The 23,012-nt window shown below is 71.5% G+C and carries 23 protein-coding genes and 1 riboswitch; of the genes, 18 read left to right on the top strand and 5 right to left on the bottom strand.

All coding sequences use genetic code 11. The annotated features are described in order from the left end of the window. The gene (locus ACGFI7_RS24435; RefSeq protein ID WP_393408424.1) at window positions 1-489 is read right to left on the bottom strand and encodes an inorganic diphosphatase; all 489 of its coding nucleotides are present in this window, start codon (window positions 487-489) and stop codon (window positions 1-3) included. Window positions 490-576: 87 nt separating this feature from the next. Here ACGFI7_RS24435 and dacB point away from each other — a divergent pair, with 87 nt between their 5' ends. From dacB to ACGFI7_RS24380, 11 genes are all read left to right on the top strand, one after another. Then, a complete protein-coding gene (dacB, locus tag ACGFI7_RS24430) occupies window positions 577-1,986 on the top strand; it encodes a D-alanyl-D-alanine carboxypeptidase/D-alanyl-D-alanine-endopeptidase (protein WP_393408421.1) in 1,410 nt (469 codons plus the stop codon). A 73-nt stretch (window positions 1,987-2,059) separates the two neighbouring features. Next, a complete protein-coding gene (locus ACGFI7_RS24425) occupies window positions 2,060-3,136 on the top strand; it encodes a zinc-dependent metalloprotease (protein WP_393408419.1) in 1,077 nt (358 codons plus the stop codon). Window positions 3,137-3,191: 55 nt separating this feature from the next. Further along, entirely contained in the window at window positions 3,192-4,184 is a 993-nt protein-coding gene (gene tilS / locus ACGFI7_RS24420; RefSeq protein WP_393408416.1) for a tRNA lysidine(34) synthetase TilS, read from the top strand. A 10-nt stretch (window positions 4,185-4,194) separates the two neighbouring features. Next, complete coding sequence (hpt, locus tag ACGFI7_RS24415; RefSeq protein WP_393408414.1) at window positions 4,195-4,746, top strand: hypoxanthine phosphoribosyltransferase; 552 nt, start codon at window positions 4,195-4,197, stop codon at window positions 4,744-4,746. Between the two features lie 251 nt (window positions 4,747-4,997). Next, entirely contained in the window at window positions 4,998-6,992 is a 1,995-nt protein-coding gene (ftsH, locus tag ACGFI7_RS24410; protein WP_393408411.1) for an ATP-dependent zinc metalloprotease FtsH, read from the top strand. After that, a complete protein-coding gene (gene folE / locus ACGFI7_RS24405; protein ID WP_148035629.1) occupies window positions 6,989-7,567 on the top strand; it encodes a GTP cyclohydrolase I FolE in 579 nt (192 codons plus the stop codon). Before ftsH ends, folE begins: the two co-directional genes overlap by 4 nt. 158 nt (window positions 7,568-7,725) lie before the next feature. After that, window positions 7,726-8,532 (top strand): dihydropteroate synthase, encoded by an 807-nt coding sequence (gene folP / locus ACGFI7_RS24400; protein WP_393408613.1) that lies wholly within the window; start codon window positions 7,726-7,728, stop codon window positions 8,530-8,532. After that, complete coding sequence (locus ACGFI7_RS24395) at window positions 8,529-8,975, top strand: nuclear transport factor 2 family protein (RefSeq protein WP_393408408.1); 447 nt, start codon at window positions 8,529-8,531, stop codon at window positions 8,973-8,975. The genes folP and ACGFI7_RS24395 overlap by 4 nt, the downstream gene beginning before the upstream one ends. Next, window positions 8,965-9,330 carry a dihydroneopterin aldolase gene (gene folB / locus ACGFI7_RS24390; RefSeq protein ID WP_393408406.1) on the top strand — a complete coding sequence of 122 codons (366 nt, stop codon included), beginning with the start codon at window positions 8,965-8,967 and terminating at the stop codon, window positions 9,328-9,330. The genes ACGFI7_RS24395 and folB overlap by 11 nt, the downstream gene beginning before the upstream one ends. Continuing rightward, the gene (gene folK / locus ACGFI7_RS24385; protein ID WP_393408403.1) at window positions 9,327-9,830 is read left to right on the top strand and encodes a 2-amino-4-hydroxy-6-hydroxymethyldihydropteridine diphosphokinase; all 504 of its coding nucleotides are present in this window, start codon (window positions 9,327-9,329) and stop codon (window positions 9,828-9,830) included. The genes folB and folK overlap by 4 nt, the downstream gene beginning before the upstream one ends. After that, entirely contained in the window at window positions 9,827-10,282 is a 456-nt protein-coding gene (locus ACGFI7_RS24380) for a DUF3180 domain-containing protein (RefSeq protein WP_393408401.1), read from the top strand. Before folK ends, ACGFI7_RS24380 begins: the two co-directional genes overlap by 4 nt. Window position 10,283: 1 nt before the next feature. On the opposite strand, the gene ACGFI7_RS24375 is transcribed toward ACGFI7_RS24380, so the two are convergent. Next, entirely contained in the window at window positions 10,284-11,429 is a 1,146-nt protein-coding gene (locus ACGFI7_RS24375) for an NADH-quinone oxidoreductase subunit D (protein WP_393408399.1), read from the bottom strand. A gap of 138 nt (window positions 11,430-11,567) precedes the next feature. Between ACGFI7_RS24375 and ACGFI7_RS24370 the strand changes: the two genes are divergently transcribed. Beyond that, complete coding sequence (locus tag ACGFI7_RS24370) at window positions 11,568-12,212, top strand: DoxX family protein (protein WP_393408397.1); 645 nt, start codon at window positions 11,568-11,570, stop codon at window positions 12,210-12,212. Between the two features lie 111 nt (window positions 12,213-12,323). Here the strand turns inward: ACGFI7_RS24370 and ACGFI7_RS24365 are convergent, their stop codons facing one another. Continuing rightward, the gene (locus ACGFI7_RS24365; protein WP_393408394.1) at window positions 12,324-13,616 is read right to left on the bottom strand and encodes an aminotransferase class V-fold PLP-dependent enzyme; all 1,293 of its coding nucleotides are present in this window, start codon (window positions 13,614-13,616) and stop codon (window positions 12,324-12,326) included. Between the two features lie 45 nt (window positions 13,617-13,661). Continuing rightward, window positions 13,662-13,777, bottom strand: a riboswitch (SAM riboswitch). 103 nt (window positions 13,778-13,880) lie between these two features. Between ACGFI7_RS24365 and ACGFI7_RS24360 the strand changes: the two genes are divergently transcribed. Together ACGFI7_RS24360 and ACGFI7_RS24355 are read left to right on the top strand one after the other, a co-directional pair. Further along, complete coding sequence (locus ACGFI7_RS24360; protein ID WP_393408392.1) at window positions 13,881-14,624, top strand: TerC family protein; 744 nt, start codon at window positions 13,881-13,883, stop codon at window positions 14,622-14,624. Beyond that, window positions 14,624-15,814: a cytochrome P450 gene (locus ACGFI7_RS24355; protein WP_393408389.1), complete on the top strand. Its 1,191-nt coding sequence runs from the start codon at window positions 14,624-14,626 to the stop codon at window positions 15,812-15,814. Before ACGFI7_RS24360 ends, ACGFI7_RS24355 begins: the two co-directional genes overlap by 1 nt. A gap of 103 nt (window positions 15,815-15,917) precedes the next feature. On the opposite strand, the gene ACGFI7_RS24350 is transcribed toward ACGFI7_RS24355, so the two are convergent. Further along, entirely contained in the window at window positions 15,918-16,880 is a 963-nt protein-coding gene (locus tag ACGFI7_RS24350) for an SAM-dependent methyltransferase (protein ID WP_393408387.1), read from the bottom strand. A 327-nt stretch (window positions 16,881-17,207) separates the two neighbouring features. Between ACGFI7_RS24350 and ACGFI7_RS24345 the strand changes: the two genes are divergently transcribed. The 4 genes from ACGFI7_RS24345 to ACGFI7_RS24330 all read left to right on the top strand — a co-directional run bounded on the left by ACGFI7_RS24345 (window position 17,208) and on the right by ACGFI7_RS24330 (window position 22,361). Further along, complete coding sequence (locus ACGFI7_RS24345; protein WP_393408385.1) at window positions 17,208-18,098, top strand: Rossmann-like and DUF2520 domain-containing protein; 891 nt, start codon at window positions 17,208-17,210, stop codon at window positions 18,096-18,098. Between the two features lie 42 nt (window positions 18,099-18,140). Beyond that, the gene (panC, locus tag ACGFI7_RS24340) at window positions 18,141-18,974 is read left to right on the top strand and encodes a pantoate--beta-alanine ligase (protein ID WP_393408382.1); all 834 of its coding nucleotides are present in this window, start codon (window positions 18,141-18,143) and stop codon (window positions 18,972-18,974) included. 75 nt (window positions 18,975-19,049) lie between these two features. Continuing rightward, window positions 19,050-21,575 carry an L-aspartate oxidase gene (locus ACGFI7_RS24335; protein ID WP_393408379.1) on the top strand — a complete coding sequence of 842 codons (2,526 nt, stop codon included), beginning with the start codon at window positions 19,050-19,052 and terminating at the stop codon, window positions 21,573-21,575. A 3-nt stretch (window positions 21,576-21,578) separates the two neighbouring features. Then, complete coding sequence (locus ACGFI7_RS24330) at window positions 21,579-22,361, top strand: type III pantothenate kinase (RefSeq protein ID WP_393408377.1); 783 nt, start codon at window positions 21,579-21,581, stop codon at window positions 22,359-22,361. 75 nt (window positions 22,362-22,436) lie between these two features. Here ACGFI7_RS24330 and ACGFI7_RS24325 read toward each other — a convergent pair whose 3' ends face one another. Next, window positions 22,437-22,931 carry a hypothetical protein gene (locus tag ACGFI7_RS24325; protein ID WP_393408374.1) on the bottom strand — a complete coding sequence of 165 codons (495 nt, stop codon included), beginning with the start codon at window positions 22,929-22,931 and terminating at the stop codon, window positions 22,437-22,439. Window positions 22,932-23,012: the final 81 nt, after the last annotated feature.

Here is a 23,012-nt window from a genome sequence, read left to right as displayed (position 1 = left end):
TCAGTGTCCGGAGTCCTTGGCCCGCTGGAAGGACCGCTCGATCTCGGCCTCGGCCTCCATCCGGCCCACCCAGTTGGCGCCCTCGACCGACTTGCCGGGCTCCAGGTCCTTGTAGACCTCGAAGAAGTGCTGGATCTCCAGCCGGTCGAACTCCGCCACGTGGTGGATGTCCTGGATGTGTGCCATGCGCGGGTCGGTCGACGGGACGCACAGGACCTTGTCGTCGCCGCCCTTCTCGTCGGTCATGCGGAACATGCCGACCGCACGGCAGGTGATGTAGCAGCCGGGGAACGTCGGCTCCTGCAGCAGCACCAGCGCGTCGAGCGGGTCGCCGTCCTCACCGAGGGTGTTCTCGATGAAGCCGTAGTCGGCGGGGTACTGCGTGGAGGTGAACAACAGCCGGTCGAGCCTGATCTTGCCGGTTTCGTGGTCCACTTCGTACTTGTTCCGTTGCCCCTTGGGAATCTCAACGACAACGTCGAACTCCACCGCGGTTCCTCCGCTCGCGCCCCCCGGGAACCCCGGCTGGGCGTTAATGTCTCGTAGGCGAACACCAGGATGAGAGGTCAGGGCGACGTGGCACGACACGAGCGGTGGGTGATGCTGACCACCCTCGCCCTGCTGCAGGTCGTGACCATCGTCACCGGCGTGTACGCGGTAGACAACGACCTCACCCTGAGCGCGCTGACGAGGCAGCCGCCACCGGCCGAGCAGACCGCGCCTCCCGAAGCCCCCGTGGTCACCGCGGGGCCGGTGCTGGCCGGTTTGGCGGCGAGGTCAGGAGACGGACCTCTCCCGACCAAGGGTACTTTGACCCGCAGACTCACGGATGCGCTGGGTGACCGAGCGCTGGGTGACCGGGTCGGCGCGGTCGTCGTCGACGCCTCCACGGGGCAGCGCGTCTTCGCCTCCGCCCCCGACACCGGCATCGTGCCCGCCTCCACCACCAAGGTCGTCACCAGCGCCGCCGCGCTCGCCTCGCTCGGCCCCGACACCCGCCTGGCCACCCGCGTCGTGCGGGGCGCGACGGCCGGCGCGATCGTCCTGGTGGGCGGCGGCGACCCGCTGCTCGCCGGCCCGAAGGCCAAGCCGACCGGCTATCCCGCCCCGGCGTCGATGACCACGCTCGCCACCCGTACCGCCGCCGCGCTCAAACAGCAGGGTGTGAGACAGGTCACGCTCTCGTACGACGACTCGCTCTTCACCGGCCCCGACACCGGGCCGGGCTGGAAGTCCAGTTACATCCCCGACGGCCACGTCGCCCCGGTGCACGCGCTGGCGATCGACGAGGGGCGGCAGAATCCCGGCCAGAACATCCCGCGCGTCGCCGATCCCGCCGGTCACGCCGCCGCCGCCTTCGCGGGCCTGCTGAAGAAGAAGGGGATCGGCGTCGCCAGGGCGGTCAAGCCCGCGCGGGCCCCGGCGGGCGCCGCCGAGCTGGCCCGGGTCGAGTCGGCCCCCGTCTACGCCCTCGTCGAGCACGCGCTCACCTACAGCGACAACGACCTGTCGGAGGCGCTGGCCCGGCACGTGGCGATCAAGGAAGGCAAGCCGGGCTCGTTCGCGGGCGTCGCCAAGGCCGTCCCCCAGGTGCTGGCGCGGATCGGCGCCGGGCGGGGCATCCAGGTGTACGACGGGAGCGGCCTGTCGACCAGCAACCGCATCAGCGCCGCCGCCATGGCCGGCCTCATCGCCCTCGCCGCCTCGCCCGACCGGCCCGGTCTGCACGCGATCGCCTCCGGCATGCCGATCGCCGGGTTCTCCGGGACGCTGGGCAACGGCCGCCGCTTCACCGGCTCCGACAGCAAGGGCCAGGTCGGGCTGGTCCGCGCCAAGACGGGCACCCTCAACAACGTCAACACGCTGGCCGGGCTGACCACGAGCAAGGACGGCCGGGTGCTGGCCTTCGCCTTCATGGCCGACCGCGTCCCCAGCTACGCCGAACCCGTGCTCGACCGCCTCGCGGCCATCGTCGCGCGCGCCTGACGGCGGTCCCTCGGAAGGCGGGTCGGCGCCGGCTTCTTCGCGGGCTCGACCGGAAGCACGTACGGTGGTGTGTATGCAGGTGATCGACTGGGATCTGGCCGTCTCGACCGGCACGCGCCTGGTGCGCCCCGGTCCTCAAGTGACCCGCGAGGAGGCCAGGCAGGCCGTCGCCGAGCTCCGCACACTCTCACGCGAGGCCGAAGGGCACGTGCGGGAGTTCACCAAGATCGATGCTGAGACCGCTCCGGAGGCGGCGACCGTCGTCGACCGCCCCGGGTGGATCAGAGCCAACGTGGAAGGCTTCCGCGTCGTGCTGGAGCCGCTCACCCAGCGGATTTCCAACGGCGCCAACCAGCCGCCGGCGATCGTCAGCGCCGTGGGTTCGCGCATCACCGGCGTCGAGGTCGGCGCCGTGCTCGCTTTCCTGGCGACCAGGGTGCTGGGTCAGTACGAGCTGTTCCTGCCGCCCGATCCGACGGGCCGCGAGGCCACCGGCAGGCTCACGCTCGTCGCGCCCAACATCGTGCACGCCGAGCGCGAGATGAACGTCAACCCGCACGACTTCCGGCTCTGGGTGTGCCTGCACGAGGAGACCCATCGGGTGCAGTTCACCGGGGTGTCCTGGCTGCGCGAGTACGTGCGCTCGCAGATGACCGAGTTCCTGCTCGCCTCCGACCTCGACCTGCCGACGCTGGTCGAGCGCCTGCGCAACGCGGCCGACACCATCCAGGACGTGGTCAGGGGCGGTGAGGGCAACCTCATCGACGTGATCCAGTCGCCGCAGCAGAAGGAGATCCTCGACCGGCTCACCGCCGTCATGACCCTCGTCGAGGGCCACGGCGACTACGTGATGGACGCGGTCGGGCCTTCCGTGGTGCCGTCGGTGGCCGACATCCGGGCCAAGTTCGCCCAGCGCCGCGAGGGCGGCTCGAAGCTCGACAAGACGATCCGCCGCCTGCTGGGCATCGACCTGAAGATGAAGCAGTACGCCGAGGGTTCGGCGTTCGTCCGCCGCGTGGTGGAGAAGGCCGGCATGGACGGCTTCAACCGGGTCTGGACCTCGCCCAACACCCTCCCGACCCCGGCGGAGATCTCCGACCCGGACGCCTGGGTCCGCCGCGTCATCGGCACCCCGGCCCTGCCCAACTGAGTCACGGCCGTCCCTTCTTGGAGAGAAGGGACGGGCGCGCCGGGACAATAGAGGTGTGGGACCACATCCGGCCGTAGCCGACGTGCGCCGGGCCGTGCGGGAGGCGGTGGCCGATCTCGACGGCGGGCGGCCGGTGCTGGTCGCCTGCAGCGGCGGCGCCGACTCGCTCGCGCTGGCCGCCGCGCTCGGGTTCGTCGCGCCGCGCGCCGGGTTGCGCGCGGCCCTGCTCACCGTCGACCACCGACTGCAGGAAGGCTCGGACGTACGGGCCGGACGGGTCGCGGCGCTGGCCGGGGAGCTGGGGCTGGAGTCCGGCGAGGTGCTGACCGTCACGGTGGGCACGGCCGGAGGGCCCGAGGCCGCCGCCCGTGAGGCCAGATATCACGCGCTCGGCGAGGCCGCCGGGCGGGCCGGGGCCGCCGCCGTGCTGCTCGGCCACACCCGCGACGACCAGGCCGAGACCGTGCTGCTCGGGCTGGCGCGGGGGAGCGGCCTTCGGTCGCTGGCCGGGATGGCCCCGGTGAGCGGGCTCTACCGCCGTCCCTTCCTGGAGCTGCCGCGCCGCACCACGGTCGCCGCCTGCGCGGCGCTCGGCCTGACGCCGTGGGACGACCCGCACAACGACGATCCCCGCTACACCCGGGTCCGGGTGCGCTCGCGGGTGCTGCCCGTGCTGGAGAAGGAGCTCGGGCCGGGGATCGCCGAGGCGCTCGCGCGGACGGCCGGGCTCGCCAGGGACGACGCGGACGCGCTCGACGAGTGGGCCGGGGCGGCGTACCGAGATTGCGCTCTAAGCGATATTTCCGGACGAGTGGAGCTGTCCGTCGAGCCCCTGGAGCGCCTTCCCGGCGCCGTGCGGCGGCGGGTGCTGCGCCTCGCGGCGGTCGCCGCCGGAGCGCCGTCCGGGGCGCTCTCGGCCACCCACGTGCGCGCGGTGGACCGTCTCGTGACGGCCTGGCGGGGGCAGAAGGCGGTGGATCTGCCCGGGGGTCTGACCGCCGTTCGGCGGTATGGCACCCTGATACTCGCCATCACTCCCATCGCGTAAGGAACCACAGGTGGACGCTGCCGACATGGGCGAGGACCTCGAGAAAGTCCTCATCCCCGAGGACGACCTCCAGGCCAGGATCAAGGAGCTGGCCGGTCGGATCGACGAGGACTACGCCGGGCGGGAGCTGCTGCTCGTCGGCGTGCTCAAGGGCGCCGTCATGGTGATGGCCGACCTGGCCAGAGCCCTGCACGTGCCCGTGCAGATGGACTGGATGGCCGTGTCGTCCTACGGCGCCGGCACCAAGTCGTCGGGCGTCGTGCGGGTGCTCAAGGACCTCGACACCGACATCATGAACCGCCACGTGCTGATCGTGGAAGACATCATCGACTCCGGCCTGACCCTCCACTGGCTGCTGGAGAACCTCAAGTCGCGCAACCCCGCCTCGCTGGAGATCTGCGCCGCCCTCCGCAAGCCCGACGCGGTCAAGGTGCCCATCGACGTCAAGTACGTCGGCTTCGACATCCCCAACGAGTTCGTGATCGGCTACGGGCTCGACTACGCCGAGCGTTACCGCAACCTTCCGTTCATCGGGACCCTCGCCCCTCACGTGTACGCCTAGCGATCTCGCGAACCACCGCGAACCGCCGGGAACACTGCGGACCGTGACGTACGTTGGTAGGGCAAGGCCGGTTGCGGCGGGCGGTCCCTCCGCGTGCTTCTCCGGTGTACCTTCTGACGACGGGAGGGTGACCGAGCGTCCCCTTCGGGTAGTCAGAAGTCGCGGCGTCGGGATGCCGCGGCCCCGGGTCCTACCCGGGGTTCCAGGCCATGGTCAGGGAAGGGACGGGCCCGCCAGGGGTTCCGCATCGGATGGATCTCAAGCGATTTACACGTGGGCCACTGCTGTGGATCCTGGGCATCGTCGTGCTGCTCCTGCTCGTCACCCAATTGTGGAGCGGCGGGGGCAACTTCAAGCAGGCCGACACGTCCACGGTCCTCGAGCAGATTCGCACCGGCAACGTCAGCAACGCGAAGATCATTGACAAGGATCAGCGGATCGAGCTGACGCTCAAGAACGCGATCGAGGTCAGGCCCGGCGACCAGTCCACCAAGATGATCCAGTCCGACTGGGTCACCGGCTATGGCGCCAAGCTGACCGACGACCTGCAGGCGCAGGTCCAGTCCGGCAAGACCGACAGCTTCACCACCGAGGTGCCGCAGGAGAACATCCTGCTGAGCATCCTGGTGAGCTTCCTGCCGATCGTCATCATCGTGCTGCTCTTCCTGTTCATCATGAACCAGATGCAGGGCGGCGGCAGCCGGGTGATGAACTTCGGCAAGTCCAAGGCCAAGTTGATCACCAAGGACACCCCCAAGACCACCTTCGCCGACGTCGCGGGCGCCGACGAGGCCATCGAGGAGCTCCAGGAGATCAAGGAGTTCCTGCAGGCCCCGGCCAAGTTCCAGGCGATCGGCGCGAAGATCCCCAAGGGCGTCCTGCTCTACGGCCCGCCCGGCACCGGCAAGACCCTGCTCGCCCGCGCGGTCGCGGGTGAGGCGGGCGTGCCGTTCTACTCGATCTCCGGGTCCGACTTCGTCGAGATGTTCGTCGGTGTCGGCGCCTCCCGGGTGCGCGACCTGTTCGAGCAGGCCAAGGCGAACGCCCCGGCGATCATCTTCATCGACGAGATCGATGCCGTCGGCCGCCACCGCGGCGCCGGCCTGGGCGGCGGTCACGACGAGCGCGAGCAGACGCTCAACCAACTGCTCGTGGAGATGGACGGCTTCGACGTCAAGGGCGGCGTGATCCTCATCGCCGCGACCAACCGGCCCGACATCCTCGACCCGGCCCTGCTGCGTCCCGGCCGGTTCGACCGCCAGGTCACCGTCGACCGTCCCGACCTGGAGGGCCGTAAGGGCATCCTCAAGGTCCACGGCCGCGGCAAGCCGTTCTCGCCGGACGTCGACCTCGACGTCATCGCCCGGCGGACCCCCGGCTTCACCGGCGCCGACCTGGCCAACGTGATCAACGAGGCCGCGCTGCTCACCGCGCGCGCCGACGAGAAGCTGATCACGATGGACATGCTGGAGGAGTCCATCGACCGCGTCATGGCCGGGCCTGAGCGCAAGACCCGCGTCATGTCCGACAAGGAAAAGAAGATGATCGCCTACCACGAGGGCGGTCACGCGCTGGTGGCGCACGCGCTGCCGAACTCCGACCCGGTCCACAAGATCACGATCTTGTCCCGGGGCCGGGCGCTCGGCTACACGATGACGCTGCCCATGGAAGACAAGTTCCTGGCCACCAGGTCCGAGATGATGGACCAGCTCGCGATGCTGCTGGGCGGCCGCGCGGCGGAGGAGCTCGTCTTCCACGAGCCCACCACCGGCGCCTCCAACGACATCGAGAAGGCCACGGCCGTCGCCCGGCGCATGGTGACGGAGTACGGCATGAGCGAGGCGCTGGGCGCCCGCAAGTTCGGCAGCGGCCAGGCCGAGGTGTTCCTCGGCCGCGAGATGGGCCACGAGCGCGACTACTCCGAGAAGATCGCCTCCACGATCGACGAGGAAGTCCGCCGGATGATCGAGACGGCGCACGACCAGGCGTGGGACATCCTGGTCGAGTACCGCGACGTGCTCGACAACCTGGTCCTGGAGCTCATGGAGAAGGAGACCCTCTCCCGTGAGCAGGTGCTGCGGATCTTCTCGCCGGTGGTGGTCAAGGAGCACCGCCCGTCCTACGCGGGCTACGGCAAGCGGCTCCCGTCCGACCGGCCGCCCATCCTGACGCCCAAGGAGCAGTCCGGCAACGGCTCGCTCGGGCAGGGTCACCAGGGTGCGCTGCCCTCTGGAGACACTGCGTGAAAGCGCACGAAGTAGATTTCGGACGGATCGAGAAGGCCGTCCGCGAGATCCTCTACGCCATCGGCGAGGATCCCGACCGCGACGGCCTTCTCGAGACGCCCGCCCGGGTGGCCCGCGCCTACGCGGAGCAGTTCTCCGGCCTCGGCCTCACCCCTGAGGATGTCCTCAACAAGGTCTTCGACGTCGACCACGACGAGATGATCCTGGTCAAGGACATCGAGGTCTACTCGACCTGCGAGCACCACCTGGTCCCCTTCTACGGGCTGGCGCACGTCGGCTACATCCCCAACGAGCACGGCCAGGTCACCGGCCTGTCCAAGCTCGCCAGGCTGGTCGACGTCTACGCCCGCCGGCCGCAGGTGCAGGAGCGGATGACCTCCCAGATCGCCGACGGCATCATGCGGGTGCTGGAGCCCCGCGGCGTGATCGTGGTGGTCGAGGCCGAACACCTGTGCATGACCATGCGAGGGGTGCGCAAGCCCGGCGCGAAGACGGTCACCTCGGCCGTCCGCGGCGACTTCCGTACCAGCGACAAGACGCGCGCCGAGGCGATGGCGCTGATCCTGGGGCGCTGACGGCTGGCCTCGCCGGGCGAGATCCGCACGCGCCGCAAGCGCGAGTGGATCGTTATCCGCATCGGGGCACCCGCGATATCGCCGGGAATGGACGAGCGCCTAGGCTTGGTCACATGACGAGAGTGCCGGGCCTCAAGGACGCCGACAGGTGCCTCGTCATGGGCGTGGTCAACGTGACCCCCGACTCCTTCTCCGACGGCGGGCTCTGGTTCGACGAGGCGGCGGCCATCCGCCACGGGTTCGAGCTGGTGGCCGAGGGCGCCGACATCGTCGACGTGGGAGGCGAGTCCACCAGGCCGGGAGCGGCCAGGGTGCCCCTCGACGAGGAGCTGGCCCGCGTGGTCCCGGTGATCAGGGCGCTGGCCGCCGAGGGCGTCCAGGTCAGTGTCGACACGATGCGGGCCGAGGTGGCCAGGGCCGCGGTCGACGCGGGCGCGTGCCTGGTCAACGACGTGAGCGGCGGTCTGGCCGACCCGCAGATGCCGCGCGTGGTGGCCGCCTCGGGCGTGCCCTACGTGGTGATGCACTGGCGCGGCCACAGCCGCGACATGGAGAGCCACGCGGTCTACGAGGACGTGGTGACCGAGGTCTGCGAGGAGCTCGTCAAGCGGGTGGAGCTGGTGCTGGCCGAGGGGGTCTCCCGCGACCAGATCGTGCTCGACCCCGGGCTCGGCTTCGCGAAGAACGCCACCCACAACTGGGCGCTGCTGGGGGCCCTCCCCCGCCTGACCGAGCTGGGCTACCCGGTGCTCATCGGCGCCTCACGCAAGAGATTCCTGGGGCGGCTGCTCGCCGGCGCCGACGGCACGCCCCGCCCGTTCGACCGCAACGACGACGCCACGCTCGCCGTGACGGCTCTGGCCGCCCGTGACGGCGCCTGGTGCGTACGAGTGCACACCGTAGGTCCGAATGCCGATGCCGTGCGCGTGGCAGCAGCATGGAAGAGAGCCGGAGCTGACACATGAGCGTCGACACCGCCGCGATCGAGACCGTCAACCAGGAGTTCTATACCGCCATCGAGGACGCCGACCTGGATCGGATGACCGAGATCTGGGCCGAGGACACCACCGACGGCCAGGTCACCTGCGTGCACCCCGGGTGGAGCCTGCTGGCGGGCCGGTCGGAGGTGCTGCGGTCGTGGGCGTTGATCATGGCCAACACGACCTACATCCAGTTCGTGCTCACCGACGTCAACACCACGGTCCTCGGCGACCTGGCGGTGCTGACCTGCGTGGAGAACATCCTCACGGCGGGCGAGGAGGGCGAGTCCAGCTTCGCCGCAGGCAAGGTGGTGGCGAGCAACGTCTACATCCGCACCCCGCAGGGCTGGCGGCTGTGGATGCACCACGGCTCGCCGGTGCTGCAGGGCGACGAGGACGAGGAGGAGGACGGCGAGCTTGAGCACTGACCGGATCGCGCTGCGTGGCCTGCGGGCCCGGGGGAGACACGGCGTGCTGGCGGCCGAGCGGGAGCTGGGCCAGGAGTTCGTCGTGGACGTGACGCTCCACCTCGACACCGCGCCCGCCGCGGCGGGCGACGACCTGGCCAAGACCGTCGACTACGGCGAGCTGGCGCAGGCTCTGGTGAAGGTGGTGGAGGGCGAGCCGGTCGCGCTGATCGAGACGCTCGCCCAGCGGCTGGCGGAGGTCTGCCTGGACCGGGAGCTCGTCCAGGCCGCGGAGGTGAGCGTGCACAAGCCCGCCGCGCCGATCCCGCTGCCGTTCGACGACGTGGTGGTGACGATCGAACGGAGACGCCGATGAAGACCGTGCTGGCGCTCGGGAGCAACCTGGGCAGACGCTTCCAGACGCTGCAAGGAGCCGTCGACGCGCTGTTCGACGCGCCGGGGCTGGAGTTCGTGGCGGCCTCGCCCGTCTACGAGACCGACCCGGTGGGCGGGCCGGAGGGGCAGCGTCCCTATCTGAACGCGGTGGTGGTCGCGGAGACCACGCTGGAGCCGCACACCCTGCTGGAGCGGGCCCAGAGCACCGAGAACGCCTTCGGCCGGGTCCGCGACGTGCGGTGGGGGCCGCGCACGCTCGACATCGACCTGATCGTGGTGGGCGAGGAGGTCTGCGCCGACGAGGATCTGACCCTCCCGCACCCGCTGGCCCACGACCGCGCCTTCGTGCTGCTGCCGTGGGTGCGCGCCGATCCCGAGGCCGAGCTGCCGGGCAAGGGCCGCGTCGCCGAGCTGCTCGCGGGGCTCGACCAGCGGGGCGTGCGGCTCCGCGAGGACCTGAAGCTGCAGGAGCCCGATTGAGGCCGACCCGCCCCGCCGTCCTGGTCGCCGTCCTGGTCGTCGTCGCGCTCGTGACCTGGCTGATCGTCAGCCGGTCCTACTCGGGCCTGTGGCTGGTGCCGTGGACCGCCATCCCGACGGTGCTGCTGCTGGCCGTCGGCGAGGCCTACACCGGATGGATGACCCGGGCCCGGATCGCCCGCCGGCCCGACACCAAACCGGTGGAGCCGCTGGCGGTGGCCCGGCTGGCGGCCCTGGGCAAGGCGTCGGCCTACGGCGGCGCGTTGTTCGCGGGCCTGTTCGGCGGGTTCGTCCTGCACACGGCGACGCAGCTGGAGAAGGAGACGCCGCGGAGCGAGTTCTTCGTGACGGGCGGCTCGATGCTGGCCTGCGTGGTCCTCGTCTGCGCCGCGCTCTTCCTGGAGCACTCCTGCCGCATCCCCGGTGACCCGGAGGGCCCGCGGCCGGAGTGAGTCACTTGTCGATGTCGCCCACGACGAAGAACATCGAGCCGAGGATCGCCACCATGTCCGACACCAGGTTGCCGGGCAGCATCTCGCGCAGCACCTGGACGTTGCTGTAGGAGGCGGAGCGCAGCTTGAGCCGCCACGGGGTCTTGTCGCCCTTGGAGACCAGATAGTAGCCGTTGATGCCGAGGGGGTTCTCCGTCCAGGCGTACGTGTGGCCCTCCGGCACCTTGAGCACCTTGGGCAGGCGCTGGTTGATGGGCCCCCGGGGCAGCGAGCGGAGCCGGTCGACGCACGCGTCGGCCAGGTCGAGCGAGACCTTCACCTGCTCCAGCAGCACCTCGAAGCGTGAGTGGCAGTCGCCGGCGGTGCGGGTGACGACCTTGACCGGCAGCTCGGGGTAGGCGAGGTAGGGCTGGTCGCGGCGCAGGTCGAGGTCGACGCCCGAGGCCCGGGCGATCGGGCCGCTGACCCCGTACTGCATGACCTGCTCGCGGGTGAGCACGCCGACGCCGCGGGTGCGGGCGAGGAAGATCTCGTTGTGCAGGATGAGGTTCTCGATGTCGGGGATCTTCCGGCGGACCTCGTCGACGGTCTGCGACACCCGGTCGAGCCAGCCGTACGGGAGCTCCTCCTTGAGCCCGCCGACCCGGTTGAACATGTAGTGCATGCGGCCGCCGGAGATCTCCTCCATCACGGCCTGGAGGCGCTCGCGCCCGTCGAAGGCGTAGAAGATGGGCGTCATGGCGCCCATCTCCAGGGGGTAGGAGCCGAGGAACATCAGGTGGTTGAGCACCCGGTTGAGCTCGGCCAGCAGGGTGCGCGCCCACACGGCGCGGACGGGCGGCTCCATGCCGAGCACGCGTTCGGTGGCGAGCACCACGCCGAGCTCGTTGGCGAAGGCCGACAGCCAGTCGTGGCGGTTGGCCAGCACGATGATCTGCCGGTAGTCGCGCACCTCGAACAGCTTCTCGGCGCCCCGGTGCATGTAGCCGACGATCGGCTCGGCGGTGGCGATGCGCTCGCCGTCGAGCGTCAGGCGCAGGCGCAGCACGCCGTGCGTCGACGGGTGCTGGGGGCCGATGTTGAGGATCATGTCCTCGGTGGCCAGCTCCTTGGCCCCTGCGCCGATTCCCACCACGCGTTCCGTCATACGGCCCATGCTCTCATCGGAGACCTGGCCGAGGAACGGGTGCGCCGGGGGTCCTCGCCGCCGACGGTCAAGGAAGGGTAAGGAAACGCATCACCAGGGCCGGTGCGGGGGAGGGTCATCGGGAACGGGGGAACTGACATGAAGAAGATCGGCTTGGATGTCGCGGCCCTGGTCGCCCGGGTGGTGATCGGCGTCATCTTCGTGGCGCACGGGCTGCAGAAATGGACGCAGGGCCTGGCCGCCACCGGGGCCGGGTTCGGTGAGATGGGCGTGCCCCTGCCCCAGGCCTCGGCCGCGTTCGCGACGATCGTCGAGGTGGTCGGCGGGGCGCTGCTGATCCTGGGCCTCGGGGTCCGGATCGTGGCGCTGCTGCTGCTGGTCGACATGGTCGGGGCGGTGCTGTTCGCGCATCTCGGCAACGGGGTGTTCGTGCAGGACAACGGGTGGGAGCTCGCGGCCGCGCTGGGCGCGGCCAGCCTGTTGCTGCTCGCTACCGGCGGCGGCCGCATCGGCGTCGACGGCATCATCAACGCGGCGTTCCGGCGGCGGCGCTCCGACCGTGACCTGACCGGCTACGGAACCGGACCGGCGACGGGCGGCCGCACCGACCCGCACCGCTCGTCGCTGGACGACTCGCCCACCCGCCCGATCGCGACGGACGACCCGCGCGGCCGCCCGGGATCGGGTGACAGCCGGGCGAGCGGGCTGAGCGACCGCGACATGGGCGACGTGGACCGGCTGCTCTCCGACGAACCGACCCGGCCGAACCCGCACAACCGGTAGCAGCCGCGCCCACCCAGCCGCCCGCCCGGCCGCTCAGCCCGGCCGCTCAGCCCGGTCGCCGGCTCAGTCGCCCGCCCAGTCGCCCGCTCAGTGGCCCGCTCAGTGGCCCGCTCAGTGGCCCGCCAGCTCGCGCAGGGCGGTGATCAGGCGGTCGACGTGCTCGTCGGTCGTGCCGATGCCGATGGAGGCGCGCACGGCCGAGGCGGTCCCGTCGGCGCACCCGCCTTCCTGGGCGCCGAGCAGGTGGCGGACGAACGGGTGCGCACAGAACTTGCCGTCGCGCACCCCGATGCCATGCTCGGCGGAGAGCGTCTCGGCTACCTCGCGGGCCGGGTGGCCGTCCACGGTGAACGACACGATGCCGACGCGCGGATGGCCCGGCCCCCACAGCGACAGCTCCCGTACGCCCTCGATGCCGGCGAGCCCGGCCCGCAGCCGCGCGACCAGCCGCTCCTCCTCGCGGGCGAGCGCGGTCCAGCCGGTGGCGGTGAGCGCGTCGCAGGCGGCGGCCAGCGCGATGGCGCCGAGCACGTTGGGGGTGCCGGCCTCGTGCCGGGGCTCCGGGTCGTCGTGCCAGTCGACGCCGTCCTCGCCGACCGTGCGGACCGCGCCGCCGCCCTTCAGGTACGGGTCGCCGGCGGCGAGCCAGTCGCCCCGGCCGATCAGCACCCCGGCCCCGAACGGCGCGTACAGCTTGTGCCCGGAGAAGGCGACGTAGTCGAGGTCGAGGGCGGTCAGGTTGAGCGGCCGATGGGGGACGAGCTGGGCGGCGTCGACCAGGATGCGGGCGCCGTGCCGGTGCGCGATGTGGGCCAGGGCGGCGATGGGCCACAGCTCGCCGGTGACGTTCGAGGCGGCGGTGACGACCAGCAGCTTGGGCCCGTCGATCTCGGCCAGCGCCTCGTCGGCGGCGCGGACGGCCTCCCCGGGGAAGGCGGGCGGCGCCAGCTTGACCACCTGCCGCCACGGCAGCAGCGAGGCGTGGTGCTCGGTGTCGAAGACGACCACGGTGGCGCCCTCGGGCAGGCAGCCGGCGAGCAGGTTGGTGGCGTCGGTGGTGTTGCGGGTGAAGACCACCGCGTCGTCGGGGCGGGCGCCGACGAACGCCCGTACGGTGTGGCGGGCCTGCTCGTAGCGGGCGGTGGTGAGCTGGGAGGCGTACCCCGCGCCGCGGTGCACGCTGGAGTAGGCCGGGAGCGCGGCGGCGACGGCGGCGCTGACCGGCTCCAGACAGGGGGCGCTGGCGGCGTAGTCGAGGTTGGCGTACCCGACGAGCCTGCCGCCCTTGACCGGGACCCGCAGGTCGGCGCCGAGCACGGCGGGGATCTCGCGGGCCGCCGCTCGGGGTTCGGGGCGCTCCTCGGGAGCGGTACGGGCGGCGTCGAAGATCGTCAATGTGGACATGGCAGCCTCCTCAGGGGTCACCGGACCCCTGGAAGCAGCCCACGGAGCCCGCGCTTGCCCGCCACCCTGCGTGGCGGACCAGGTCTTCACCCGGGGCACCCCGCCGCGGACGCGAGGGTTGCCGGCCAGCGAGCCGGGGCTTGGCGCTGGCACTCATGACCTACGTCCCGGACTATAACTGATGAATCCTCCGGATCGCGAACTTCTCCGGGTGGTCGCTCGTTGGCCCGTGGTACGTCCCCCCGACCACGAAAGTAGGCGGCGATGCTTGACTGGGTGGCCGACCCGGCGATCTGGATAGGGTTCCTGACCCTGGTGACCCTGGAGATCGTCCTGGGCATCGACAACATCATCTTCATCTCCATCCTGGCCGGGAAGCTGCCGCCCGAGCAGCGTGACCGGGCGCGGGTGCTGGGCCTGGGCGCGGCGCTGGTCACCCGGCTGCTCCTGCTGCTGGCGCTGTCGTGGGTGGTGCAACTGACGGCGCCGCTGTTCGAGGTGCTCGGGCACGAGATCTCGGGACGGGATCTGATCCTGCTGCTGGGCGGGCTGTTCCTGCTGGCCAAGAGCGTGACCGAGATCGGCCACAGCATGGACGTGGCCGACGAGAAGGACGGCAAGCGGGTCGCGGCGGCGTCGTTCGCCTCGGTGATCGTGCAGATCATGCTGCTGGACATCGTGTTCTCGCTCGACTCGGTGATCACCGCGGTGGGCATGGTGGACGAGCTCGGCGTCATGGTGGCGGCGGTGGTGGTGGCCGTGGTGGTGATGCTGTTCGCCTCCGGGCCGATCAGCCGGTTCGTCGACACGCATCCGAGCATCAAGATGCTGGCGCTGGCGTTCCTGGTGCTGATCGGGGTGGTGCTCATCGCCGAGGGGCTGGACCAGCACATCCCGAAGGGGTACATCTACTTCGCGATGGCGTTCTCGGTCGTCGTCGAACTGCTCAACATCCGGGTCCGGAGCAGGAGGAACCGGCAGGTAGAGGCACCTCCTACTATGAAATAGTGCGCTTTGATCCCTGGAATCCGGATTTCGTAGCTCATCCCTACGACGCCTACGCCGAGCTGCGGCGCGAGGCTCCCGTCAGCTACTTCGAGCCCACCGACCAGTGGCTGATCGCCCGCCACGCCGACGTCGACGAGCTGCTGCGCGACCGCAGGCTCGGCCGCTCCTACCTGCACGTGGCCACGCACGAGGAGTTCGGCAGGCCGCCGGAGCCCGAGTTCCAGGAGCCGTTCTGGCGCGTGGTCCGAGCCGGCATGCTCGACGTCGAGCCGCCGGTGCACACCCGGCTGCGCCGCCTGGTGTCCAAGGCGTTCACCCCGCGCATGGTCGAGTCGCTGCGGCCGCGCGTGCGGGCCGTCGCCGAAGGGCTCGTGGACACGTACGTGGAGAAGGGCGGCGGCGACCTGATCGCCGACGTCGCCGAGCCGCTGCCGGTGACGGTGATCGCGGAGATGCTGGGCATCCCCGAGGCCGACCGTCACCTGCTGCGCCCCTGGTCGTCCGACATCTGCCTGATGTACGAGCTGAACCCGACCGAGGAGATGCAGCACACGGCCGTCAGGGCGGCGGAGGAGTTCGCCGAGTACCTCAGGACGCTGGCCCGCGAGCGCTCCGGACGGCCGGGCGACGACCTGATCAGCCTGCTGGCGCAGATCCCCGAGCTGACCGAGGACGAGCTGATCGGCACCTGCGTGCTGCTGCTCAACGCCGGTCACGAGGCCACCGTGAACGCCACCGGCAACGGCTGGTGGGCCCTGTTCAGGAACCCGGGCGAACTGGCCCGGCTGCGCGCCGACCGCTCGCTGCTGCCCACCGCGATCGAGGAGGTGCTGCGCTGGGACACGCCGGCGCAGATGTTCGAGCGCTGGGTGCTGGAGGACATCGAGGTCGGCGGGGTGCGGATCCCGCGCGGGGCCGAGGTGGCGCTGCTGTTCGGCTCGGCCAACCGCGACCCCGAGGTGTTCGAGGACCCCGACCGGTTCGACGCGGGCCGGGTGGACAACCCGCACATCTCGTTCGGGCTGGGCATCCACTACTGCCTGGGCGCGCCGCTGGCCCGGATCGAGATGGTGGAGTCGTTCGGCGCGCTGCTCGCCCGGGCGCCGGAGCTGGAGCTCGTCAGGGAGCCGGAGTGGAAGCCCGGCTACGTCATCCGCGGGCTGCGGGGACTGGAACTGCGCACCGGCTGAGACCGGCTCACCGGGCCCGGCCGGAGCAGGCTCACCGGGCCCGGCCGAGGCCGGCTCACCGGGTCAGGCTGGGGCAGACTCAAGGGCTCCGGCCGAGGCCGATTCATCGGCTCTGGCTGAGCCAGCCGAACCCGCCCAGCCCCGCCGGATCGATCAGTTCGCCCTCCTCCGAGGCGCGGGCCAGCGCCCTCAGATAAGCCCGCGGGTCGGTGCGGGCCAGGTCGAGCGCGGGCCGGGCGCCGGTGATCCCCAGCTCGCGCAGCGCGGCGCGCTGTGTGGACAAGGTTGTGGATATCGCGCCCGCCTGCCGTCCGGCCTCCGCGCATGCGTCGAGCGCGACATGTGCGGTGATGTCGCAGGTCCCGTCGGGTATGGGGGAAACGACCGCGCCGTCGCGATATCCGGTGAGCGTCCCGCAACGCGGCCGGTTATCCACAGGGTGTGCATAATCCACGGCGACGGCCCGCCCCTGGTCGAGCCGGTTCAGCACCGCCGCCCAGGCCGCGTCGCGGGTGCGGCCGATCTCGGCCCGGGTGCCCACGCACGACAGCGGCCACCACCGTTTCAGCCACTCGCGGTCGGCCTCCGCCGGCTCGCCGCCCAGCCGTTCCTCGCCCGTCTCGGTGTCGACCATGACCAGCCGGGGCCCCTCGGCCGTCTGCTCGGCGACGTCCACGGGGATGTTGTCGAGCCACTCGTTCGCGACGACCAGGCCGCGGATGCCGGACGGGATCCGGGCGGACCACGCGATCTCCCCGGGCAGGTCGTCCGGGCGGGGGGACAGGTCGACGGCCGTGACCCGGAGCCTGGCCCGCAGTTCGCGGCCGGCCATGCCGAACACGTGGCCGACCAGCAGCCCCTCGCCCGCGCCGACGTCCACCAGGTCGAGGGCGGGCGGGCCGCCCAGCTCGGTGTCGACCTCGCGCAGCAGGGTCAGCACGGCCTCGGCGAACGCCGGTGACGCGCAGACGGACGTGCGGAAGTGACCGGAGGGGCGCTCGCGGAGGTAGAAGCCCCCCTCGCCGTACAGCGCGCGCTGGATGGCGGCGCGCCAGGTGAGCCACATGGTTGGACTATCTCATGATTGGCGCGGAGGCCCGGGCCGTTCGACCGGCCCGGACTCCCGCCATGGCCGCCAGTCGGCGGAGGCGGCCATGCGCACCGCCCAAGAGGCCCCGGCACAGTGCGGGCGTCGGGTCCCGCGTGGGGACCGGCGCCCGCTCCTAGCGGTGAACCCCTCTCCTCATCTCATCCGACAGGGGGTGCACCATTTAGCTGCCCTTGTCTGGTTTGTCGGTAACGCCACGGGTGGCAAAACCCCGGTCACATCCCTTCGGCAAGCCGCCGGTTACGCTGGTCGCCAGTGCCATCAGGTCGACGGGGGTGTGACGTCATGGAGGCTGCTGATCGCCCGGCACGCCTGGGCGTCGGTGTGCTCGGAGCGGGCAAGGTCGGCTCCGCGCTCGGCGCCGCGCTGGCGCAGGCCGGCCATCGCGTCGTCGCCGCCAGCGGCGTCTCCGACGCCTCCCAGCGCTGGGCCGCGGCCCGGCTCGGGGTGGAGCCGGTACGGCCCGACGAGGTCGTGGCGGCGGCCCAGCTGATCCTGCTCACCGTGCCCGACGACGCGCTGCCCGATCTCGTGGGCGGACTCGCCGCCACCGGCGCCGACCTGCACGGCAAGATCCTCGTCCACTGCAGCGGCGCGTACGGCCTGTCCGTGCTCGAACCGGCGGCCCGCGCGGGCGCCCTGCCGCTGGCGCTGCACCCCGTCATGACCTTCACCGGCCGCGACGACGACCTCAACCGGATCACCGGCTGCTCGTTCGGCGTCACCGCGCCGGAGCCGCTGCGGCCGATCGCCGAGGCCCTCGTCATCGAGATGGGCGGCGAGCCGGTGTGGATCGCCGACGCCGACCGCCCGCTCTACCACGCGGCCCTGGCCAACGCGGCCAACCACATGGTGACGCTGATCGCCGAGTCGGAGGACCTGCTCACCCACATCGGCGTCGAGCACCCCGGGCGGATGCTCGGGCCGCTGCTCGGCGCGGCCCTCGACAACGTGCTCAGGCTCGGCCGCAGCGCGCTCACCGGGCCCGTGGTCCGCGGCGACGCCGGCACCGTGCGCAAGCACGTCGACGCGCTCATCCTGGCCGCCCCGGAAGCGGCCGACGCCTACGTCGCCCTGGCCCGGCTCACGGCCGACCGGGCGCTCGCCGCGGGTCTGCTGAAGCCGGAGGAGGCCGAGCGGTTGCTCGACGCGCTGGGTGGCAACATATGGACGTGACCGTGACCCGCGACGGGCATGGATCGTCTCCGGAGGCAGCGCATGGACCCGATCGTCGCCAGGAACCGCACTGATCTGATCAAGGCCCGCGCAGGCGGGACCGTGGCCCTCGTCCCCACCATGGGCGCCCTGCACGAAGGGCACCGCTCGCTCATCAGGCTGGCCCGTGAGCGCGCCGACGAGGTCGTGGTGAGCGTGTTCGTCAACCCGCTGCAGTTCGGCCCCGGCGAAGACTACTCGCGCTACCCGCGCACCTTCGACGCCGATCTGCGGGCGTGCCGGGAGGAGGGGGTCGACGTGGTGTTCGCCCCGGACGCCGGTGACATGTACCTCCCTGACCGTCAGGTGAGCGTGTGCGCGGGCGAGATGGGGCGGATCGTCGAGGGCGCCTCCCGTCCGGGCCACTTCGACGGCATGCTGACCGTGGTGCTCAAGCTGTTCAACCTGGTGCGGCCGGACGTGGCGGTGTTCGGGCAGAAGGACGCCCAGCAGCTGTCCATGATCCGCCGCATGGTCGCCGACCTGGACGTGCCGGTCGAGATCGTCGGCGCGCCGACCGTACGGGAGCCCGACGGGCTGGCCCTGTCCAGCCGCAACCGCTACCTGTCGGCGGACGAGCGCGAGGTGGCGCTGTCGCTGTCCCGCGCCCTGCGCGCGGGCGCGGACGAGCCGACCCCGGCCGCGATCCGGGCCGCGGCCGCCAAGGCGCTGGCCGAGGCTCCGCCGGCCTTGCGGGTCGACTACCTGGTGCTGGTGGACCCGGCCACGTTCGCGGAGATCCCCGACACGTACGAGGGAGAAGCGGTTCTGGCGGTGGCCGCCCGGGTCGGGGCGACCCGGCTGATCGACAACGTGGTGGTGCGGCTGGGCCGGTAGCGGCCCCCGGGGCTCGGGCATTCTCGGCGAGGCGTTATCGTCATAGTGACGAAATCGCCCGATCGAGGAGGGCCCATGAGTGCACCGGCTATCCCCCTGCGGCTGGCGGCGCCCGATCCTGGCTGGACCGCCGAGGCCGACGTGGTCGTCGTCGGGTCCGGGATCGCCGGGCTCACGGTGGCGCTGCGCCATGCCGAGCTGGCCCCGGGCGACCGGGTCCTCGTCGTCACCAAGGACGTGCTCTCCTCCGGCTCCACCCGGTGGGCGCAGGGCGGCATCGCGGCCGTCCTCGACCCCGGCGACACCCCGGACGAGCACCTCAACGACACGCTCCTGGCCGGTGTCGGGCTCTGCGACACGAGGGCCGTGCGCACGCTGGTGACCGAGGGCCCGGGGGCGCTGCGGCGGCTGATGGACCGCGGCGCCCGCTTCGACCGCACCCCCGACGGCCGGCTCCAGCTCACCCGGGAGGGCGGTCACCGGCGCGACCGCATCGTGCACGCCGGCGGCGACGCCACCGGCGCCGAGGTGCAGCGGGCGCTGGTCGAGGCGGTGCGGGCGAGCGGCATCGAGGTGATCGAGCACGCGCTCGTCCTCGACCTGCTCAAGGACGCCGCGGGCCGGGCCACCGGCGTCACCCTGCACGTCATGGGGGAGGGCGCGCGTGACGGCGTGGGCGCGGTGCGGGCCCGCGCGGTCGTGCTCGCCACCGGCGGCATGGGCCAGGTGTACGCGGCCACCACCAACCCGGTCGTGTCCACCGGCGACGGGGTGGCGCTGGCGCTGCGGGCCGGGGCGGTGGTGCGCGACCTGGAGTTCGTCCAGTTCCACCCGACCGTGTTCTGGCTGGGCGAGGGCTCCACCGGGCAGCAGCCGCTGATCTCGGAGGCGGTCCGGGGCGAGGGCGCCTTCCTGGTGGACCACGAGGGCAACCGGTTCATGACCGGCGTGCACGAGCTGGCCGATCTGGCGCCGCGCGACGTGGTGGCCAAGGCGATCATGCGGGTGATCCGGGAGACCGGGCGCGACCACGTGTTCCTCGACGGCCGCCACTTCGGGGCGGACAAGTGGCGGGCCAGGTTCCCGACGATCGAGGCCGTCTGCCGCGAGCACGGCATCGACCCGGTCACCCAGCCGATCCCGGTGTCCCCGGCCGCGCACTACGCCAGCGGCGGCGTCCGCACCGACCTGCACGGCCGCACCTCCATCGAGGGCCTGTACGCGTGCGGCGAGGTCGCCTGCACCGGCGTGCACGGCGCCAACCGGCTGGCTTCCAACTCGCTGCTCGAAGGGCTGGTGTTCGCCGAGCGCATCGCCGAGGACATCCACCGCGCCCGGCCTCGGCCCGGCGAGCCGGTGCGGTCCGCCGCCCCGGCCGGGCTGATCGACCCGCGGGCCCGCGCCCGGATCCAGGGCCACATGAGCACCGGCGCCGGGGTGCTCCGCAACCGCGACTCCCTGCTGGCCACGGCCAGGGCGCTGCGCGACGCCCGGTGGACCCCGGTGGCGGTGCCGCCGTGCACCGAGTCCTGGGAGACCACCAACCTGCTCACGGTGGCCACCGTGCTCGCGGGCACGGCGGCGGCGCGCCTGGAGACCCGCGGCTCCCACTGGCGCGAGGACCACCCCGAGCGCGACGATCACGAGTGGCTCGGTCACCTGGACGTGACCCTGACCGAGGAGGGCCTGCACATGACCTACACCCCGCACGGCGACGCGATGCCGCGGCGGCTCGCCCAGGAGCTGACCGCCGCCGGGCTCGACCCGGCCGGCGTCGACGAGGTGATCGACCGGGCACTGGCCGAGGACCTGTCGGAGGCGGGCGACGTGACCAGCGTCGCCACGATCCCGGCGGGTCAGCTCTCGTCCGGCGACCTGGTGGCCCGCGCCGACGGCGTGGTGGCCGGGCTCGCCGTGGCCGAGGCGGTGTTCCTGCGGCTGGGCGCGACCCGTACCGAGAGGAAGGCCAAGGACGGCGAGCGCGTCCGCAAGGGCGAGGTGCTGATGACGGTGGAGGGCCCGACGCGGGCCCTGCTGACGGCCGAGCGCACGGCGCTCAACCTGGTCACGCACCTGTCCGGGATCGCGACGCTGACCGGGCGCTGGGTCGAGGCGATCGCCGGCACCCGGGCGCGGGTGCGCGACAGCCGCAAGACGCTCCCGGGGCTGCGCGCGCTGGAGAAGTACGCGGTGCGCTGCGGCGGCGGCGTCAACCACCGGATGTCGCTCTCGGACGCGGCCCTGATCAAGGACAACCACGTGGTGGCCGCCGGCGGGGTGGCGCAGGCGTTCCGCGCGGTGCGCGAGCGGTATCCGGACCTGCCGATCGAGGTGGAGGTCGACAGCCTCGCCGAGCTGGAGGAGGCGCTGGCCGAGGGAGCCGAGGTGATCTTGCTGGACAACTTCACTGTGGAACAAACCACCCAAGCCGTCCAAATCACGAAAAATCGTGCCAACAAGGCGGTTGCGCTCGAAGCGAGTGGGGGATTGACCTTGGAATCGGCCCGTGACGTGGCGGAGACTGGCGTGGACTACCTTGCGGTAGGCGCCCTGACCCACTCGGCGCCGGCCCTGGACGTCGCACTGGATCTACGGGGGTAACACATGCTGCTCACGATCGACGTCGGCAACACGCACACGGTGCTCGGGCTCTTCGAGGGTGAGGACGTCATCGAGCACTGGCGGCTGGCGACCGACGCCCGCCGCACCGCCGACGAGATCGCGGTCGTCCTCCAGGGACTGCTCGCCCAGTCGCCCCTGCTGAAGGGCGCCGACATCGGCGGCATCGCGATCTGCTCGACCGTGCCCAGCGTGCTCAACGAGATGCGCGAGATGTGCCGCCGCTACTACGGCGACGTCACCGCCGTCGTGGTGGAGCCCGGCGTCCGCACCGGCGTGCCGGTCCGCATGGACAACCCCAAGGAGGTCGGCAGCGACCGCATCGTGAACGCGCTGGCCGCCATCGACCAGTACGGCGGCCCGTGCATCATCGTCGACTTCGGCACCGCCACCTCGTTCGACGCGGTGTCGGCCAAGGGCGAGTACATCGGCGCGGTCACCGCCCCCGGCATCGAGATCTCCGTCGACGCCCTGGCCGCCGCCGGCGCCCAGCTGCACAAGGTGGAGCTGATCAGGCCTCGCTCCGTCATCGCCAAGAACACCGTCGAAGCGCTTCAGGCGGGCATCATCTACGGCTTCGCCGGTCAGGTCGACGGCATCGTCGAGCGGATGGCCGCGGAGCTGGCCGACGACCCCGACGACGTGACCGTCGTCGCCACCGGCAGCCACGCCGGCTTGGTCGTCGGCGAGTCGCGCTCCATCGACGTCCAGGAGCCGTGGCTCACCCTCATCGGGCTGCGGCTCATCTACCAGCGCAACACCGCGTAAACCGCATGGACCGCGGAAAAGGAGCAAGCGGCCCCCCGCTCGGGTAGGGGACCGCTTGCGGCTCTTCGCCGGAGGCTACTCGGCCTCGGCGGCGTACAGGTACTCCCAGTGACCGCACTTGGTCACCCAGTGCTTGTGCGGGTGGATCTGGCAGACCTTCACCCGCACCGCGGAGACGTCGTCGACGTCGAACGAGAACTTCTTGTAGCCGGGGTAGCCGCAGAACTTCCGGGCGTAGACGTCGTCCCAGTCGTGGTGGAAGTCGGCCGCCTGGAACTTCACGTAGGCGCACTTGCCGCCCTGCCCGTAGGTCCGCTGGTCGAGATCGTAGAGCCGGCCGCTGACGTAGGCGGTGTTCGACTGCTGGTGCTCGTCCCACTTCACGCCGATCCAGCCCTTGGCCTTGGCGAGGTGGTGCTTGGCGTAGACGGAGCCCCAGGTGTCGGAGTAGTCGAACCCGTTCGACGTGGTGGTGGCGCTCGCGGCGGCGGGCATGGACAGGGCGACGGCACCGGTGGCGGCGACGGCGAGCAGGCCGGTCGCGATCTTCTTGATCATGATCTCTCCCATGAGCCCCTCCCCTGGGCCGGCCCGCTGCCGGATCCCCCCTTCGAGCTCGTGACTCATTGGTAACGGAGCGTGCTTGCAGGC

The organism is Nonomuraea sp. NPDC048826 (assembly GCF_043198225.1).
Classification (GTDB): Bacteria; Actinomycetota; Actinomycetes; order Streptosporangiales; family Streptosporangiaceae; genus Nonomuraea.
Note: the sequence above shows the minus strand (reverse complement) of the source record. Positions and strands in the feature narration are given on the sequence as shown.

Bases quoted from the DNA above. Each gene is read 5' to 3' on its own strand.
- ACGFI7_RS24425 (WP_393408419.1), top strand. From the start codon at position 2,060: ATGCAGGTGATCGACTGGGATCTGGCCGTCTCGACCGGCACGCGCCTG.
- ftsH (WP_393408411.1), top strand. From the start codon at position 4,998: ATGGATCTCAAGCGATTTACACGTGGGCCACTGCTGTGGATCCTGGGC.
- folP (WP_393408613.1), top strand. From the start codon at position 7,726: ATGGGCGTGGTCAACGTGACCCCCGACTCCTTCTCCGACGGCGGGCTC.
- ACGFI7_RS24395 (WP_393408408.1), top strand. From the start codon at position 8,529: ATGAGCGTCGACACCGCCGCGATCGAGACCGTCAACCAGGAGTTCTAT.
- folK (WP_393408403.1), top strand. From the start codon at position 9,327: ATGAAGACCGTGCTGGCGCTCGGGAGCAACCTGGGCAGACGCTTCCAG.
- ACGFI7_RS24375 (WP_393408399.1), bottom strand. From the start codon at position 11,429: ATGACGGAACGCGTGGTGGGAATCGGCGCAGGGGCCAAGGAGCTGGCC.
- ACGFI7_RS24370 (WP_393408397.1), top strand. From the start codon at position 11,568: ATGAAGAAGATCGGCTTGGATGTCGCGGCCCTGGTCGCCCGGGTGGTG.
- ACGFI7_RS24365 (WP_393408394.1), bottom strand. From the start codon at position 13,616: ATGTCCACATTGACGATCTTCGACGCCGCCCGTACCGCTCCCGAGGAG.
- ACGFI7_RS24360 (WP_393408392.1), top strand. From the start codon at position 13,881: ATGCTTGACTGGGTGGCCGACCCGGCGATCTGGATAGGGTTCCTGACC.
- ACGFI7_RS24350 (WP_393408387.1), bottom strand. From the start codon at position 16,880: ATGTGGCTCACCTGGCGCGCCGCCATCCAGCGCGCGCTGTACGGCGAG.
- ACGFI7_RS24345 (WP_393408385.1), top strand. From the start codon at position 17,208: ATGGAGGCTGCTGATCGCCCGGCACGCCTGGGCGTCGGTGTGCTCGGA.
- panC (WP_393408382.1), top strand. From the start codon at position 18,141: ATGGACCCGATCGTCGCCAGGAACCGCACTGATCTGATCAAGGCCCGC.
- ACGFI7_RS24335 (WP_393408379.1), top strand. From the start codon at position 19,050: ATGAGTGCACCGGCTATCCCCCTGCGGCTGGCGGCGCCCGATCCTGGC.
- ACGFI7_RS24330 (WP_393408377.1), top strand. From the start codon at position 21,579: ATGCTGCTCACGATCGACGTCGGCAACACGCACACGGTGCTCGGGCTC.
- ACGFI7_RS24325 (WP_393408374.1), bottom strand. From the start codon at position 22,931: ATGGGAGAGATCATGATCAAGAAGATCGCGACCGGCCTGCTCGCCGTC.